Genomic DNA, 17,166 nt, shown 5'->3' with positions numbered 1-17,166 from the left:
GAATCTTTATTTATTTGACGAAAAACTCCTTAACTTTCTATTTAGTGCAATACTCATAAAAATGCACAAAAATATTTACGATAATTTTTTTATATACCAAGCGTCCATAGCACTATGCTCTGAACCCTCTAGTGCTCTATCAAGTTGTTGGAAGCCTAATTTTATGTATAGGAGGTTTGCAATGTGAAGTTTCTTTAATGTTTCTAAATAACAATGTGAATAATGGTCGCTGGCAAAGTCCAATGCTACTTTCATTAAATCCTTTGAAAGGCCCATCCCTTGGGCTTCAGGTTTAATGTATAGTTTTTGCAGCTCGCAAATCCCGGTCTTCTCTCCAAATGGTGCAATTCCCACACCGCCTGCAACTTCATTTTGTTCATTCACAGCAACCCAGTACTTTGCATTTGGTTGTCCTTTGTAGTATTGTGCCAGAGCACTCAACTGCGGATCAAAATAGGCTGTTCCTGGAAGATTTAAATCAAATGATTCCAATGAACGTTTAATAATTTTCTCGATTGCTTGGTTGTCTCTTTCTTCAATTTCACGTATCCTCATTGTGACTACCCCCATATTTAAGTTCCTATATACTAATATTATTGTTCTACTAATACAAAGCAAGCTCTTTGTACTTTAAATTCAATTTCCCCCATCTAATTTGCAACGTTTTTTTCCTAAAAATGAATCTTTTCTCTCATTTACAACGTATAAATTCAATAGTTTATGAAGGAGGAATCGTATTATGAATTCCAAAGAAATGAAATGTAAAAGTTGTGGGGGAAATTCTTTTGTACAAGCAATGGATTTTATCAATCTTCGCCCTGTGGATAAGAAAATGACGCTAGGGTCTGAGAGAATCTTTACGGTTTGTTTAAAGTGCGGAGAAGTTGTTTCCATAAAAGTAAAAAACCCGGAAAAATTAATAAAATAATTTTATTAATTTAGAGAGATAGTAAAATTAAACAAGTTTTTAAAAGAGCCTATCTAGGTTCTTTTTATCTAATAATAAATAAAAAATTTATTTAATAATAAACAACATACTTATGCGAGGGATCATATGAATTCAACTGAAAGACATAAACGATTAACATTTAAACATGTATTACAGGCATTAATGGTTATTATCGGAGGGATTATTGCAGCATATGGTTTAGAAACCGTTTTGATACCAAACCGGGTATCTGATGGAGGAGTAACTGGAATTAGTATTGTAGGTTCACAACTTTTTGGTTTACCATTAGGAGTTCTTATCGCAGTTCTTAACATCCCATTCATCTGGTTAGGATATAAACAAATTGGAAAGGGCTTTGCTTTACTATCTGTAATCGGAATCGCATCCCTTGCCATTGGGACCGTTAATATGCACCACATCCCCGCAATTATAGAAGGAGATACTTTGTTGGTTACCGTGGTTGGAGGAATTATACTTGGTCTTGGGATGGGATTAGCACTGCGTAATGGTGGTGCATTAGATGGAATTGATATGCTTGCTGTACTGCTTTCTCGGAAATTACCATTTGGAACAAGCGACCTCATTCTTTTCTTAAATATTTTTGTTTTTATTTTTGTTTCAACAGTGTTTGGTTTACAAGGGGCTTTTCTTTCAGCCATTGCTTACTATATTGCGTCAAAAGTTATCCATATTGTTGAGGAAGGCTTAAGTGGATCTAAAACCTTTCAAATTATTACAACCAAGCCTGAATTAATGGTTGAGACCATACGGGAACGGCTGGGTCGAAGTGCAACGTATAAAGAAGCTTACGGTGGATTTTCTCATGAGAAATTCAAAGAAATTACTTGTGTGATCAATCGTTTAGAAGAAACCAAATTGAAGGAAATTATTCATGAAGTTGATGAAAAAGCCTTTGTTACTGTTTATGACGTAGCAGAAGTTAAGGGCGGTAATTTTATTAAACATAATATTAATTAAGGAAAAACTAAAAACACTGACTCTTTTATATTATTTAAATGAGATCAGTGTTTGTTTATTTGTCCATAAAATTTTCTTCATTGTTTTTCTATTTGCAAACTCATCGATTAGCTTATCTAAGTCAAGAAAACCTTTAATCTAATAGGGTGACCTCATCCCCTAGATTCATCTCACCCTTTCGTTCAACTTTGGCCCAAACACCAAAAATTGAATTATGTTGATTAACCAAGTTTCGAAGAATCCTAGCATCCTGTTTTAACTCTTCTTGTTCATTGTTCACCATTACACACCTTTCGAGTGGAGCCACAACCCTTAGAGCAACAGTTGGTCCGACCTTGATTAGTCGGTTCACCCAATCATTTTCCAGGTATCCCGTTGTTTCTGTATCAATTAAAAGATTGGCCCGAAAACGACGTAGGTCTACCGGCTCCCCTATTTCGTGGCTCAACACCCGTAACGCAGAGGTTGTAATGATACTGACTGGACCTTCGTCAAAATGAGAGATAGACTCTTCTTTTGCTAGGGTTACCTCTAACCCAAGTTGCTGTGTCAATACCTCATTTATAGTATCACCGTCACCCCGATATTCCTTCCCATCAGGCATAGTTATAATTGGAATTAGACCCTCATACCTTGCTTTCAAATGAAATAATCCGTCCATTTGCTGAAATCGTCGGGTGGTCTTGCCACTGCCAAACTTTCCATTAGTGTTTCTTATCGCCCACAGGCGGTCACCTATGAGACCTCGATCATCAATGGAACTTGATGATAAAGATTCTCCTAATATTGATTTACCTGGAAACCGGCGAATTTCCTTTACTGTCCCTACCTTTATATTCAACGTATTTCCTCCTATATTTCCTGTATTGAATTTATTACATTCTTCTAAAATAACCTCCCATTATCATAATTAGAATTCAACAGGAAAAGGTTTAAATCCTGTCAGGACACGATTCTTAAAGGAGAATCCAGATATATTTTAATTAATTACTCTTACCTGCCAATCTATGCTCTTCACCTGCGGATTTTGTTGACTTACCTGCATAGAAGCCATCTTACCTGCGAATCCCCTTTGTTTACCTGCCTATTCAATCCCTTCCCACACCCGAAGCTGAAAATAGCCAGGCTGCGGCCTGGCTTTGGTCATTATATTTCATATTTATTGATTATTTAGGTTGAAAATTGGAAGGAATCTTAATTTGCATTACCTAATTTTGGAAGGTTTTCGAGTGAAAAATTCCTTACCTGCCAATCTATGTTCTTTACCTGCGGATTTTGTGCGCTTTCCTGCATAGAACACCATCTTACCTGCGAATCCCTTTTGTTTACCTGCCTATTCAATCCCTTCCCACACCCGAAGCTGAAAATAGCCAGGCTGCGGCCTGGCTTTGGTCATTATATTTCCTATTTATTGATTATTTAGGTTAAAAATTAAAAGGAATCCTAATTTGCATATCCAAATTTCGGAGGTTTTCGAGTGAAAAATTAATTACCTGCCAATCTATGTTCGTTACCTGCGGATTTTGTATGCTTTCCTGCATAGAACACCATCTTACCTGCGAATCTCCTTTGATTACCTGCATAATCAATCCCCTCCCATGTGTTCCAGGGGGGACCATGGGGACGGTTCTAGTGGTCACATTACAAAAACCAGGACATGAGAACCGTCCCTATGGACATTTATTCCATAAATCTCCCCAAAGGTCCAAAGATGTATTTGAGAAATGTGATGGGGCCTTGTAAGTATTCTAGGTTCATAAAGGATGCAATGGCTGACAATAATAGGATGGATGTAAATATAAATTTGTCAGCCTTTGAGGCCTTTTTCAACTGTTTCCGCTCTAAAAGGTAAATGCACCAAATTAGGACTTGCACCCAAAATACGGTTGTCCAATCCCATCGCATTAATCCTTCACCTCATCTCTAGGAAGTGCAGCTGGCGGTCCAACATAACCCGGCCTTCTTATCTTCGCTTTAACCTTTATTTTCACCTCTACCTCTGGGAACTTCTCAACCCACTGTTCTTTAATCTTCTTCCATTCCTTTGGATATTTTTGATGAAATCTCCTGCCGAAATCGATGACATCAACTTTTAATTCCTGCTGGAGCTTTTCTACGGTTTTCATAACTCTTTCCTTTAGGGCTTTTTCGTATTCTTTATTCATTCGTTCTATGACATCTACATTCATTAGATTTAAATGCGTTTCGTTTTGTACAATATCGCCTTCAAGGGCAATATTTAAATTCATGATCCATCGGCCATCTTTGATTTGGGGGCTGAATTTCATTTCACCTAACGTCGGAGTCATGGTAATTTCTCCATCCTCACCATATGGCTTAATGGATATAGTGCTTTTTTTCACCTCATCCTTTAACCATAAAAAGCCGCGAGATTCTTTAAGGTTTAATGTTCCAACCATTTGGTCTTTTTTAAAGATTGCTGTCCCGTCAATAACAGGGATCGTCTCATGTAGCTTTCTTGCTTTTTCCTTTGATTTTAGTACTTTTATTAATGGTATAGGTACACTTTCACCTTCCCCCATCAAGCCCATATCAACATCTCTTAATGTAGTGATGGTTCCCTGTTCACTATCAGATAATTTTCTCAATGCTTCACCTGAATACCTTTCTAAAGGTGGAACTAACGTCAAAATTTCTTTTGCTTCACCCTCACTTACATATAAATAGGAATTCCCCCGCGGACTTGGATGACGTGCCAAATAATCAACTGCATCTCGAATCCCGCTTTTAGCCACTTCGTTTCCAAAAATATAGATTTTGCATTGGCCCCAAAATAGTCTTCTCGGTATATTGACTTGCAGCATTGATATAGCATTGGCAAGATTATCTCCTATTCCTTCGCGGACAAAAGTAGAACCTAAGCTTGGATCCTCCCCCGATTCACCACTTGTAATGGCGCGAGGAATAAAAATCTGGACGGAGATTCTTGTTTTTCCATCTTCTAATCTGTCAATTGCCGCTGCTGTAATAATGGATAAATCCTGCATTTCTACCCGATCTGAGCAGCCGGAAAGCGCGAACAAACAAAGACACACCATAATAAGAAGGTACTTTCTCAAGTGCTCCCACCTCTTAACCGGCGTGCTAGTGCAATGATTAGTAATAATAGCGGTAAAACCGTCTGCACAAGGATGAAGTAGAAAGGCTGAATTCTTGTTAAGTAGTCTACGAGCACTGTAATATTAGGGATATCCCAATAGCTGATTAAGACCAAAAGAAGACTTAATGGAAACACGATAATCCGATAGTTGGAAAGCTTAAATACCTGTGCCAGCCCCAAACTTGCCACATATAGAAAAACAGAAACTTTTACAAAATTCCCAAGAACCCAGGAAGCAGTAATGAGAACTTCAAAGTTTTGAAAAAATCCCATTACTGAAATCCCCCGGATAATGGAGTATACAGGGTAAAATTGATTGACGGACGAGATTCCCAAAATGGTAAGGACAAAAAAGTTAACATACGTGAGAATAAGCATCACATAAAATGATGCTTTCATTCCAGTCTTTAGGCTTCTTTTTGGATCTTTAATAAAGGGAAAAAGGAATGATAGCAGAAAAAATTCACTAAACCATGCGTTGTAAACCAATCCCCCTTTCATAACAGGAAGCACCCCATTTTCTAGTATAGGAAGCATAAAACCGATTTCAACGTCTCTAAGTAATAGAAGGAGAGTAAGCGCTGTACTTATGTATATGGTGGTACAAATTATCGCAGATCTAGCAATCACTTCTAACCCGCCTCGGACCGCTAATGCACTAACAAATATGATTCCGATGGTAAATACAACAGAGGGAGTATGAAACATTACATTACCGGAAATGAAATTAGCATACTGTTTAACAACTAACCCAGTGCCATGAAAATAAAATAAGACAAGAAAAAGACCAAGGATTTTGCCAACAGCTTTTCCAAGGATTTTTTCACTATATTCAATAGGGGTCATGTTCGGAAACAATTGATGGAGCTTCCAAACAATGAAAACCGTGATAAACCCAATGATTGAACCTACTATCGGGGTCATCCACATATCATGCCGAGCAAATTTACCAGCAATCGAGGGAATAGAAAGGACACCGGTAGCAATAATCGTTGGGACCATCATAAATTCTAATTGTAATGGAGATATCTTCCCTTTTTCCAGCATTTCACGTTCACCACCCAGTTCGTTATTCACCGCCTTTATTTGGCCCAGGCTTTAAATTTATTCCTTGTCTTATCTCATTTGTTCCTCCTGTCAACCGAGGACGATTGTTCATCTTCCATAATGGAGATCGAACGAGCGTATCCTTAAACGAATATTTCTGTGCAGTAGCGATTGGACTCAAATACGGGAGCCCAAATGATTTAAGTGATGATAAGTGAATAATAAGGATAATTAACGCAAGCATGACACCAATTAATCCTAATGCGCCTCCTAAGATAATAATTGGAAATCGCAACAATCGGATAGCAAGACCAATTGAATAACGAGGCACCATAAAAGAAGCAATTCCTGTAATACTCACTACAATAATCATCGGTGCCGCCACAATCCCTGCTTGAACAGCAGCCTGACCAATAACAAGTGCTCCTACAATACTAACAGCGGACCCTACCTGCTTAGGGAGACGGATTCCAGCTTCCCTTAATGCTTCAAAGGCAATTTCCATCAGCAGCGCTTCAATAATACCAGGGAATGGGATCCCTTCTCTAGAGGAAGCAATACTTACTAACAGATCAGTTGGAACCATTTCCTGATGAAACGTGGTGATCGCTACATAGATAGAAGGTAGGAATAAGGATACAACTAAGAAGACAAACCGGAGGGCCCGTATAGAGGTCCCTATCCAAAAACGTTCATAATAGTCCTCTTGTGATTGAAACAAACTAAAAAAACTCACTGGAGCTATTAAGGAAAAGGGAGTCCCCTCAATCATCAGAATCGCCCTGCCCTCTAGCAAGTTAGCGGAAACAACGTCAGGGCGTTCCGTATATAATAATTGCGGAAAGGGAGAATATGGATTGTCTTCAATAAATTGTTCAATATAACCACTTTCTAAAACCCCGTCAATCTCGATTTGATTAAGCCGGTTTTCGATTTCCTCAATTAATGATTTGTCTACTAATCCCTCAATATAAGAAATCAAAACCTTGGTTTTCGTATATTTTCCCACATGGACGGTCTTCATTTTCAATGCCGGATCCTTTATAATTCGACGCAATAAAGATATATTAACACCTAGGGATTCAGTGAAACCCTCTCTCGACCCCCGAATCGAAGTCTCAGCCTGAGGCTCTTCTATGCTGCGCTTTTCAAACTTAACTAAACCCAGGGAGAAAGCATTATCAAATCCATCAAATAGTAAAATGGGTTTCCCCTCAGCTATTGCATCAATACAGGCAGAGTACGTAGAAATCTTATTTATATTAGAAATTGGTAAACGGTTTTTTACAGAAGTAAGGAAGTCATTTTCATCAAACTCATTTTGGTCTATTAATGTTTCCAGCACTTGTTCGTCTAGCTTTTGTGAATCACTCAAACCTTCTATATAAATAATGCTGGTGTCTTTCTGACCAACAACGAAAGAACGAAAAATCACATCTGAACTTCCCTTGTATAGAGAGGAGAAAAAGTGTATATTTTCTTCAAGATTTTTCGATAATGGGATGTCCAGTGCTAATGATTGTGGTACATTTTGCTCCTTTTTCCTTATCTTTATAGGACTCCTTCTCATTCGAATCACACAACTTCCTCCTAAAGCATCATCTATATATTAAATTTCCTTATTTTCTCAAAAGTATGCAAGAGGACGCGGGAGAGGACGCTGGGACGGTTCTTCTGGTCATATTTTCAAAAATAGGGGCATGAGAACCGTCCCTCTGGACACCCTGGACACTTGTTCAAATAAAAAAAACACTGACTCTTTTATTTAATAAAATGAGTTCAGTGTTTCGTCTTTTTTTTATAATTGTCCCCAAAATTTAATCTCCACCACCGCCACAGCTAGAACAGGAACTACTACAAGACGAGGAGGAGCTATTACAGGAGTCAGCCGACCCGCAGCTTGTACAACTTGATGAAGAATTGCTGCTGGTATTTAGGTAACTTGAAAAATCATGATAATGAAAATATGAAACAGATAAGAAAGGAACGAGAATTGCATTGTAATTTTTTTGAGTTTTACTTTTTTTCATTTTCTCTTGTATGACGGCTTTTTCATAATCCTTTACACTATTGGCTGTTTCTTTCATGGAGGAGATAAGTGAAAATACAGCAGCCATATATTTAGTATCATGATTAAAATATTTTTCGATCAATTCGTTTTCAGATAAAGTTCTAAATTCATCAATGACCATTGGATGTACAGGGTGCCTGAAAAATCCCTTATAAAGATGGATATTCTCTTTTTTTATGAAAAAAAGCTCACCATATACCCAATCAAAAAAACCACGTAAATCAGGATCAGGGTACTCTTTTACATTTGGAGAGTGATGAAGAATTCGCCCTAGATATTTTTTTGAAAAATCATCATACTCACGAGTAAACATGAGCATCTGATGCCAAAGTTCATCGACTTTTTCGCTAAACATTGGTGTCTCTTTTAACAGAGCAGTCAAGATAAAGTAGCGTTTTAAATCTAGCAGCCGCCAGTTATACTCATTTTCTTCTAACTTGACTTCTCTCTTAACCCTCTCTTCTACGTTTTTCATATAAGCTTCACTTAAAGATTGCTCGAGGTGATCACTAAGCTTTTTCAACCCTTTAATTGGTTTTATCTCGACGGAATCGGGAGATAGACTATATTTAAATGAGAGTTTTTTGTATATAAAGAAAATAAACCAAATTACAACGGCAAGCAGGATTAACCATGCCATCAAATCTCCCCTTCCTATTAAACTTCAGCTTAAAAAAGTTCCTAAATGAAATTCAATCTTAAGACCGTTAAGTAATTATTTCGACTAACATTATTAGGCTTTTCCAATCATGATTTTCCTGTACATCCCATTAAGCATAATCGGGATATCTTCCTCAACCCTTATCTTTTCAGAAGTGTGATAAATCATTTTTTCAAAACTTCTGCCAATATCCGTTCCAAACACCGAAATAATGGGTCTTAACATCTTTTTCAGAAATGATAGTTTCCTATTGTCAGGGATAAATTTATCAAAAATGATTATTTTCCCATTCCTGTGCAGGACTCGCACCATTTCTTTAAAACATGCATTTTCGTCAGGCACAACCGATAGAATCAGGCTTGCTACTACATAGTCGAACGACTCATCTTTAAACGCCAGCTTTTGAGCGTCCATTTCTAAAAATGTGATAGTAGAATTTCGAAACTTAGCCCTTGCTTTCCTTAGCATATCCGATGAATAATCAACCGCCGTAATATCTAGGCCGGAATAATCAATCAACTCTAAATCAGCACCCGTTCCTACACCTACGAATAGAATTTTTTGTTTCTTATTAAATGCAATATCCTGAAAAACGCGTTTTCTCGCAGCTAAAAACATACCCGAGTTAAAAAAATAATCATACAGCGGCGAACCAACTTTATATATAAATTTATTCCAAACATTATTCAAATTCATCACTCCTTAGCAGACTACATCATTTACATTATATTCCATACTAAGGGTTTTCGAACAATGTTATGAATATATGGCCATAATCACAAAAAAGAGCGTTTACTACTACTACTTTTCCAGCTTGTTGGTAGATGTTTTTATTGGACCTTGAGCGTATATATCTAGGAAGGTACCGTCTGTAAATTTAATTACAACAGCATGACTTGCAATTGCCACTTCTTCCACGATTTTCCCTGCTAATTCTTCAGGAACCACCTTATAATCATTTTCCATATCTTTCACACCCATTTATTTCAAATTATCGTTATCTATGGCTGAACATGGATTAATTTAATTAATTCAATGATTCTATTATTATCACCTTGTTGAACAGACACTAATTCGGTATTTTCAATTATATCTTTGTAGAATTCTTCCCCAGCAGGATATTGGCCATCCCAGCGCAATGGAACGTTATATACATGAATACTTCCATCTCCATTACCGCTATACGTTACAGATCCATCTACTAACCGGGAACCCGCTAACTGGATAACATCTTTAGGATAGAGCGCACTGGTGTCATCGTTGGGATTGAGAGGTGTACCAGCTGGAATATGCAGAACATTTAGTTCATCAATTTCTTGATTGGGTCCAAGCTGCAGCCAAATTCGAGCGTATTCAATCTGTTCACTAGAGTATGAAGATAGAATTTCTTTTCCTTCCTCGTTTCCGCTATTTTCAGGTGAAATAACATCCGGTTGATTAACTGGGGATTCTTCCGTTACAAGGTTATCAGCAGAAGAAACCTCCTCATTATTTGTGTCCTGAGAACTAGTTGTGGTCTTAGGGGAATTGGAACATCCGGCAAAAAACAACATAAAAATAGTGGTGGAAACTACAATAGATACTTTCTTCAATATCGACACTTCCTTATCAGGTTAAGACTTCATTATAAAGCATTTGATGCGGATAAATTCTAAAAAACATTTCCATAGACTCCCATTTAAACTACTATACGGTTATTAGGGTGAAAGGTTTCATAAAAGTTTATAAATTTTTACATTATTTTACAAGTTTTGCGTTTATAAAAAAGAACACTAGAACCGTCCCCACGGTCACCACGGTCATCTCCCTTTGTCCCTAAGGCACTCAAATCTTTTGACGATTGCTTTCTATTTCAATAAGATAAAAGAAAAAGGGTTTGTGAGGATGAACGTAAATGAAAATTTTAGTGGTTGAAGATGATCGGACGATCGCTTCTGGGTTGGAGTATTCCTTGAAGCAAGAAAACTATGAAATCCTGCTTTGCCATACTGCAGCCTCGGCCACAGAGGTAATCAAGCATCGGATTGAAGAAATCGATTTATGCTTACTAGATTTGTCCTTACCTGATGGCAGCGGTTATGACTTGTGTAAGCTTGCGAAAGAACTTCGTGATATCCCAGTCATTTTCTTAACCGCGTTTGATGATGAAGTGAATGTCGTGATGGGGCTTGATATGGGAGCGGATGATTATATTACAAAGCCTTTTCGGATCCGTGAGTTGATCTCAAGGATTAAAACAGTCCACCGCCGCTATCATCGCCATTCTCATCAAAAAAACACCATTGATCTTGAAAATATTCAGATTAATACATTAGAAGGAAAGGTCTATAAAAATGGCCAAGAAATACTGTTAACTGCCTTAGAATATCGGCTCTTCCTTTTATTTGCCACTCACATTGGACAAGTACTCACAAGGGCACAGCTGCTTGACCGAATATGGGATGTCGCTGGTGATTTTGTAAATGATAATACTTTGACAGTCTATATTAAACGATTGAGGGAAAAACTTGAGGATGATCCCGGGAAACCTACAATATTGAAAACTGTCCGGGGTATGGGCTATAAGGTTGGTGATTGACTTGCTTCGTAATACAGAAATTCAAATCCTTATCACTGTCCTTCTTTCGATCAGTGTCATCGGATCTGCTGCGGCTGCCCTATGCTTATCGTTGCCGGCTGCTGGTTTGGTACTGGGAATATCCACTTTACTCATTAGTACCACGCTGGTTTTCACGAAATGGCGGTACCGTGAAATCCAAAAACTCTCAGTCTATTTAAAGCAAATTACGAGCGGTGACTATCAATTGGACGTGCGCGATAATTCAGAAGGAGAATTGAGCCTGTTAAAAAGTGATATTTATAAAGTGACAAGAATGCTTTCTGAGCAGGGAACTGTTTTACATGAAGATAAAGTAAAACTGACAAATGCGATTTCTGATATCTCTCACCAATTAAAAACCCCTCTTACCTCGATGATCGTCATGGCCGATTTGTTACGTGACAAACGATTAGAGGATCATAAGCGAGTAGAATTCACGCGTAATCTTCAAATACAGCTCGAACGGATGGAATGGCTGGTTTCTTCTTTATTAAAGCTTTCGAAAATCGATGCCGGTACGATTTCCTTTAAAAAAGAACAAGTACTGGCCGCTCCCCTCATTCAAGCAGCCACAGGTCCGCTATTAGTTCCGATGGATATTAAAATGCAAACAGTAAAAATTGAAGGAGATCAACAGGCTTCCTTTATCGGTGACTTTAAATGGACCACAGAAGCACTCATCAATATCATCAAAAACGCAGTAGAGCACACCGAAGAAGGCGGCGAAATCTCCATCCACTTTTCCGAAAATCCCTTATTCACAGAAATCACCATCTCGGATAACGGAAAAGGAATCTCAAAAGAGGATCTTCCTTATATTTTCAGGCGGTTTTATAAAGGGAAAAATGCAGGTGACGAAAGCGTGGGTATTGGGCTCGCGATGGCGTATAGCATCATCACCAGTCAGCATGGGGATATTGAAGTGAAAAGTCAACCCGGTGCCGGCACTAGTTTCCAAATAAAGTTCTACAAGCAGGTAATTTAGATTACCTGCTTTTTTTAAGTGCCTGCTCCTCTTCCTAAGTGAATAAATTGTCACTTAAGAGTCACGTTAAAGTCATACTGGCTCGATATACTAACCTCAAGATAATGAAATGATGGAGGTTTTCTGTATGAATATATTAGAAGTTAAAGATCTATCAAAGGTGTACGGCAAAGGTGAAACAGCCGTTACGGCACTGGATAATGTATCCTTTTCGGTAAAAAAAGGCGAATTCGTCTGTATTATCGGCCCATCCGGTTCGGGAAAGTCTACATTGCTTCATTTACTGGGCGGTGTCGACCGGCCCACAAGTGGCAAGGTACTCATTGATCAAACCGATATATATAACTTAAATGAAACACAGCTTGCGATTTTTAGACGCAGGCAAATCGGCTTGATTTATCAATTTTATAATTTAATCCCTATCCTAACAGTGGAAGAAAATATCACACTGCCCATGCTTTTAGATGAACAAAAGGTCGATCCCAGCCATTTTAACAAAGTGACAAATATTTTAGGTCTCGACAAGCGGCTTTCCCACCTGCCCAACCAGCTTTCCGGCGGCCAGCAGCAGCGCGTCTCAATTGGACGTGCATTAATCAGCAATCCCGCGCTTATGCTCGCCGATGAGCCGACAGGAAACCTAGATAGTAAAAATAGTAAGGAGATTATGGAACTGCTTAAAATGTTTAACAAAACATATAATCAGACACTGATTGTGATTACCCATGATGAACGTATCGCCCTTCAAGCTGACCGGATCATCGCCATCGAAGACGGGAAGGCTGCCAGGGATGAGGTGCTTCGTCCATGAACATTATCCAAAAAGTCACCATCAGGCATTTAAAAGAGAACAAACGCCGCTCTCTTGTAACGATGATCGGTGTCATCATTTCGGTGGCAATGATAACAGCTGTGACCACCCTGGGTTACTCCTTTTTAGACCTTTTGACACGACAGAATATCTCCTCCCACGGAGAATGGCATGTTCGGTACAAAGATGTCACTACAGACCAAATCAAGGCTATCAAACAGGACAGTAAGACGAAAAGCCTGATTCTCACAAGAGAAGGCTATGCCGCTTTAGAAGAATCTGAAAATAAAAGCAAACCTTATTTATTTTTTAAACATTATAATACCATTGGCATGAAACAGTTCCCCATTGATGTGATTGATGGTCGACTTCCTCGCAATGAAAACGAAGTTGCCATCTCTGAAGCAATTATCAAGAATGCAAAGGTCGATTACAAAATTGGGGATCAACTTACCGTTAACCTCGGTCAGCGTGTTAGTACTGTCACCGAAAAAGAGTTGACTCAGAATGACAATCTCCAACGAGACGAGGATTCCATAATTGAGGAGTTAAAAATTAACGAAACGAAAACCGTGACCATTGTTGGGACCATCGAACGCCCTTCCTGGGAACCAACATGGTCACCTGGTTATACTGTGATTGGCTATACGGACGAAACAATATTAAGTAAAACAGATAAAGTGGACGCACTTGTAGTACTAACAGATATAAACCGCTCTCTCTATAAACACTCAAAAAGCCTTGCTGCCGAACAGGGAATTGATAATGTTCAATATAATGGTGAATTGCTTCGTTACTATGGAGTTACGAATAATGATTCTTTACACAAGACTCTATATTCCTTAGTGGCCATCATTATGAGCGTGATCATCATCGGCTCCGTGGCTTTGATTTATAATGCCTTCTCGATTAGTGTATCGGAGCGGACCAGACATTTAGGAATGCTTTCAAGCGTTGGCGCCACCAAAAAGCAAAAGCGAAACTCTGTCTTTTTTGAAGGATCTGTCATTGGAGCTATCAGTATTCCAATTGGACTTCTTGCCGGCTTAGCTGGAATTGGCATCACCTTTACTTTTATCAACACTATTTTAGAAAACGCTCTGGGGATTTCCGAAAAACTAGAGTTGGTGGTCACTCCATCATCGATTCTCATTGCCTGCGGGATATCCATTTTGACGATCTTCATCTCTACCTTTGTCCCGGCGCAAAGAGCATCTAAGGTTTCCGCGATTGATGCGATCCGGCAAACCCATGATATTAAATTGACAGGGAAAACCGTAAAAACGTCAAAGCTTGTCCGGAAAATATTTGGACTTGAAGCCGAAATTGGGCTGAAGAATGTCAAAAGGAATAAGAAAAAGTACTTGGCCACTGTGTTTTCCCTGGTTATAAGCATTGTCTTGTTCTTGTCGGTGACCTTTTTTACAGGTAGTCTGAAAAAGTCACTAGAAATGTCACAAGATGATTGGTCGTTTGATATTCAAATTTTCAGCTCTGAAGACGAAAAGGTAGACTTAACAGACTACACAAAGCTTGAACATGTGACCAAATCGACCATGATTACGGAAGTAAACTTAGAGACGCTCATTCCGTGGGAAGACGTTTCAGAGCAGCTAAAAACAGAAGCCGTCCCCGAGGATGGTATGTATCCATATTACGTAGTTCTGAGCGGTTTGGATCAAAAAAGTTTTGAAGAGTATGCCAAAGAAGTCGGGGTGGATGCAAAAGAATTCTCAAACCCAGACTCACCAAAAGCTATTGTAATTGAGCAAATATCCTATGAAGATGCCAGCACGAAAAAAATAGTCGAAACAACATCGGTTCAGACTGAGGTTGGGGAGAAAATCGATTTATTGACAATGCCTGCAGGAGATATGGAGAATGAGCAGCCAGATCGAAAAGTAGCAGGCAGCGTGGAAATTGCTGCCCTTACACACCATGTACCGATGGGCGTAACGACCGCTTTTCTCGGGGGTGTTAACCTTATCGTCTCACAAAAGACCATGGATTCGTTGTTAGCTAAAACGGACATTGAGGTGACTCCATATGTATATCTCAATAGTTCAGACCCAATGGCAACCCAAACCGCCATTGAAGACCGTAAAGATACAAACATTCATGTTTTTAATGTCTACCAGCAGCGCCAGCAAGAGGAACAGATGATTTTGATCATGTCTGTCTTTTCGTATGGGTTCATCACACTGATTTCTCTTATTTCGATTGCCAATATCTTTAATACCATTTCCACCAGTATTTCGCTAAGAAAACGGGAGTTTGCGATGCTGCGATCGGTCGGCATGACACCTAAAGGATTTAACAAAATGATTCAATATGAAAGTATTTTTTACGGAGTGAAGGCCCTTACCTACGGACTGCCCATCAGTCTCCTTGTCATGTTTGGCATTCATCGCTCCACTGGCTTCACCTTTGAATATGGATTCCAGCTGCCCTGGCTGAGCATAGTTTTCGTCATCATCGTAATTTTCCTGATCGTCGGATCCGCCATGCTCTATTCCATATCAAAAATAAAAAATGAAAATATCATCGAGAGCTTAAAGCAGGAAAATATTTAATGACAACGCGGTTAGCCCAAGGCTGATCGCGTTTAGTTTTGTTGTATTTATTTGAAATTTTTTGAAAAATTGTTGCAACATGTAAGTCTGTATAATAAAATGTCGTAATAAACATTTCTATTGAGGGTGAACGATTATGATTTTAGAGGATGCCATAGCAGCAATTTCAAATAGCCTGCAACAGGATAAAAGGGTCCAGTCGATTTTTTTAAAAGGTTCGATCGGACGTGGTGAACAGGATGAGTATTCAGATATAGATATGTATTGCCTCGTAAATGAAGAAGATGTAGAAGAATTCAATCAAAGCAGGGTCCAACATTTAGAGTCCTATAACAAACTGCTATTTCATGACGATATATTTATTGTGGCACCCCAAATCCTAGCAGTCTATGAAAATTTTGTGCATGTTGACTTGTTTACCGTTACAGAACATACATATATTGAAAAGGATTTTATAAAAGTCCTTTATGACCCAAATAATAGATTAGATAAATTCAAACAAAATCAGAACCTAAAACTATCAAAAACTGAGTTTCAAGACGCCGTGGACGATATTGCGTGGTTTTTGTTCCAATATAAAATATCATCTGCAAGAGGTAATGATATATGGTCTGTTAATTTGCTCCACCAAGTCATGAACCATCTTTCAAGAGTGTTACTGCATAAATACAATCCAAACCGGGCACAATTGGGTTTGAAAACCATTGAAGCTTCTCTTCCCGATGTGACAGTCAAACAAACAAAACAAATCTATGAGAATATTACACCGCAAAAGCACAAACAAGCCGTTAACCTTATATGTGAAATATTATCTAAAGAAACTCCCTGGATCTTCACAGAGGCAGCAAACCCAGGAAAGATTAAACCGTTGTGGGATCGAATGATTACTTCATTTCATTTTTAAACATAACGGCAGTGAATGAAAAAACAAAGAACAATCCATAAATTTATGGGTTGTTCTTTGTTTTTTGTTCCCAATCGCTATGATACAGGACCCATAACCTTAAATAACTCTCTCTCAAAATCACTGTGTTCATTGGCATAGTTATAGATTCCAAAAAACTTCTCGATAACTGCAGGGTTCGTGCTGATTAGCTTGTTAACAGCATCAATAAAGTTCGATAAACTGAGTGTTCTATCCGTAAGACTAAAGTCGTAGAGAAAATTCAGTCTCCTCAAAGCAAGAAAAATATGGGATATTTAGGTAGCAGGAGCGAGAGATAAAATTTAACCAAAAACAACTATTTCTCTTTTTTTTTGCAAAAATGGAGGTGTTATTCAAAGTTATCCTCGAATGTTATGAAAGTTCTGTAAATTATTTGAAAATTTATGGTAAATAAAGGCAGAAACTGAAAAACTATGTTACTATCA

At 38.4% G+C, this 17,166-nt stretch carries 17 protein-coding genes and 1 pseudogene; 7 read left to right on the top strand and 11 right to left on the bottom strand.

Annotated features, from left to right (window positions below; all coding sequences use genetic code 11):
• Window positions 1-75: 75 nt before the first annotated feature.
• Window positions 76-555 (bottom strand): GNAT family N-acetyltransferase, encoded by a 480-nt coding sequence (locus SFC47_RS06240; protein ID WP_411253372.1) that lies wholly within the window; start codon window positions 553-555, stop codon window positions 76-78.
• Window positions 556-739: 184 nt separating this feature from the next.
• On the opposite strand from SFC47_RS06240, the gene SFC47_RS06235 reads away from it, so the two are divergent.
• Entirely contained in the window at window positions 740-928 is a 189-nt protein-coding gene (locus SFC47_RS06235; RefSeq protein ID WP_411253371.1) for a hypothetical protein, read from the top strand.
• A gap of 126 nt (window positions 929-1,054) precedes the next feature.
• Window positions 1,055-1,927, top strand: a complete 873-nt coding sequence (locus SFC47_RS06230) for a YitT family protein (RefSeq protein WP_411253370.1) — start codon at window positions 1,055-1,057, stop codon at window positions 1,925-1,927.
• Window positions 1,928-2,060: 133 nt separating this feature from the next.
• Here SFC47_RS06230 and SFC47_RS06225 read toward each other — a convergent pair whose 3' ends face one another.
• The 9 genes from SFC47_RS06225 to SFC47_RS06185 form a co-directional block, all read right to left on the bottom strand.
• The gene (locus tag SFC47_RS06225; protein ID WP_411253369.1) at window positions 2,061-2,768 is read right to left on the bottom strand and encodes an MOSC domain-containing protein; all 708 of its coding nucleotides are present in this window, start codon (window positions 2,766-2,768) and stop codon (window positions 2,061-2,063) included.
• 583 nt (window positions 2,769-3,351) lie between these two features.
• A complete protein-coding gene (locus SFC47_RS06220) occupies window positions 3,352-3,510 on the bottom strand; it encodes a hypothetical protein (protein ID WP_411253368.1) in 159 nt (52 codons plus the stop codon).
• Between the two features lie 321 nt (window positions 3,511-3,831).
• Complete coding sequence (locus tag SFC47_RS06215; protein WP_411253367.1) at window positions 3,832-5,007, bottom strand: Ger(x)C family spore germination protein; 1,176 nt, start codon at window positions 5,005-5,007, stop codon at window positions 3,832-3,834.
• Window positions 5,004-6,125 (bottom strand): GerAB/ArcD/ProY family transporter, encoded by a 1,122-nt coding sequence (locus SFC47_RS06210; RefSeq protein ID WP_411253366.1) that lies wholly within the window; start codon window positions 6,123-6,125, stop codon window positions 5,004-5,006. Before SFC47_RS06210 ends, SFC47_RS06215 begins: the two co-directional genes overlap by 4 nt.
• On the bottom strand, window positions 6,118-7,665 hold the full coding sequence (locus SFC47_RS06205; RefSeq protein ID WP_411253632.1) for a spore germination protein: 1,548 nt from the start codon (window positions 7,663-7,665) through the stop codon (window positions 6,118-6,120). Before SFC47_RS06205 ends, SFC47_RS06210 begins: the two co-directional genes overlap by 8 nt.
• Before the next feature lie 247 nt (window positions 7,666-7,912).
• Window positions 7,913-8,806, bottom strand: a complete 894-nt coding sequence (locus SFC47_RS06200) for a glycine-rich domain-containing protein (protein WP_411253365.1) — start codon at window positions 8,804-8,806, stop codon at window positions 7,913-7,915.
• A gap of 93 nt (window positions 8,807-8,899) precedes the next feature.
• Window positions 8,900-9,517: a class I SAM-dependent methyltransferase gene (locus SFC47_RS06195; protein WP_411253364.1), complete on the bottom strand. Its 618-nt coding sequence runs from the start codon at window positions 9,515-9,517 to the stop codon at window positions 8,900-8,902.
• A 111-nt stretch (window positions 9,518-9,628) separates the two neighbouring features.
• Window positions 9,629-9,793: a hypothetical protein gene (locus SFC47_RS06190; RefSeq protein WP_411253363.1), complete on the bottom strand. Its 165-nt coding sequence runs from the start codon at window positions 9,791-9,793 to the stop codon at window positions 9,629-9,631.
• A gap of 35 nt (window positions 9,794-9,828) precedes the next feature.
• Window positions 9,829-10,419: a hypothetical protein gene (locus SFC47_RS06185; RefSeq protein WP_411253362.1), complete on the bottom strand. Its 591-nt coding sequence runs from the start codon at window positions 10,417-10,419 to the stop codon at window positions 9,829-9,831.
• Window positions 10,420-10,721: 302 nt separating this feature from the next.
• On the opposite strand from SFC47_RS06185, the gene SFC47_RS06180 reads away from it, so the two are divergent.
• The 5 genes from SFC47_RS06180 (at window position 10,722) to SFC47_RS06160 (ending at window position 16,699) form a co-directional block, all read left to right on the top strand.
• Window positions 10,722-11,405, top strand: coding sequence for a response regulator transcription factor (locus tag SFC47_RS06180; protein WP_411253361.1), 684 nt, complete (start codon window positions 10,722-10,724; stop codon window positions 11,403-11,405).
• A gap of 1 nt (window position 11,406) precedes the next feature.
• A complete protein-coding gene (locus SFC47_RS06175; RefSeq protein ID WP_411253360.1) occupies window positions 11,407-12,411 on the top strand; it encodes a sensor histidine kinase in 1,005 nt (334 codons plus the stop codon).
• Window positions 12,412-12,538: 127 nt separating this feature from the next.
• Window positions 12,539-13,222, top strand: a complete 684-nt coding sequence (locus SFC47_RS06170; RefSeq protein WP_411253359.1) for an ABC transporter ATP-binding protein — start codon at window positions 12,539-12,541, stop codon at window positions 13,220-13,222.
• Complete coding sequence (locus SFC47_RS06165) at window positions 13,219-15,795, top strand: FtsX-like permease family protein (protein ID WP_411253358.1); 2,577 nt, start codon at window positions 13,219-13,221, stop codon at window positions 15,793-15,795. Before SFC47_RS06170 ends, SFC47_RS06165 begins: the two co-directional genes overlap by 4 nt.
• Window positions 15,796-15,931: 136 nt before the next feature.
• Entirely contained in the window at window positions 15,932-16,699 is a 768-nt protein-coding gene (locus SFC47_RS06160) for a nucleotidyltransferase domain-containing protein (protein WP_411253357.1), read from the top strand.
• A gap of 77 nt (window positions 16,700-16,776) precedes the next feature.
• On the opposite strand, the pseudogene SFC47_RS06155 reads toward SFC47_RS06160, so the two are convergent.
• Window positions 16,777-16,905: pseudogene (locus SFC47_RS06155) on the bottom strand (NAD(P)/FAD-dependent oxidoreductase); the annotation flags it as partial.
• Window positions 16,906-17,166 lie beyond the last annotated feature (261 nt).

This window comes from Neobacillus niacini (assembly GCF_046591715.1).
Classification (GTDB): Bacteria; Bacillota; Bacilli; order Bacillales; family Cytobacillaceae; genus Neobacillus; species Neobacillus niacini_L.
This window is presented reverse-complemented; position numbering and strand designations above follow the sequence as displayed.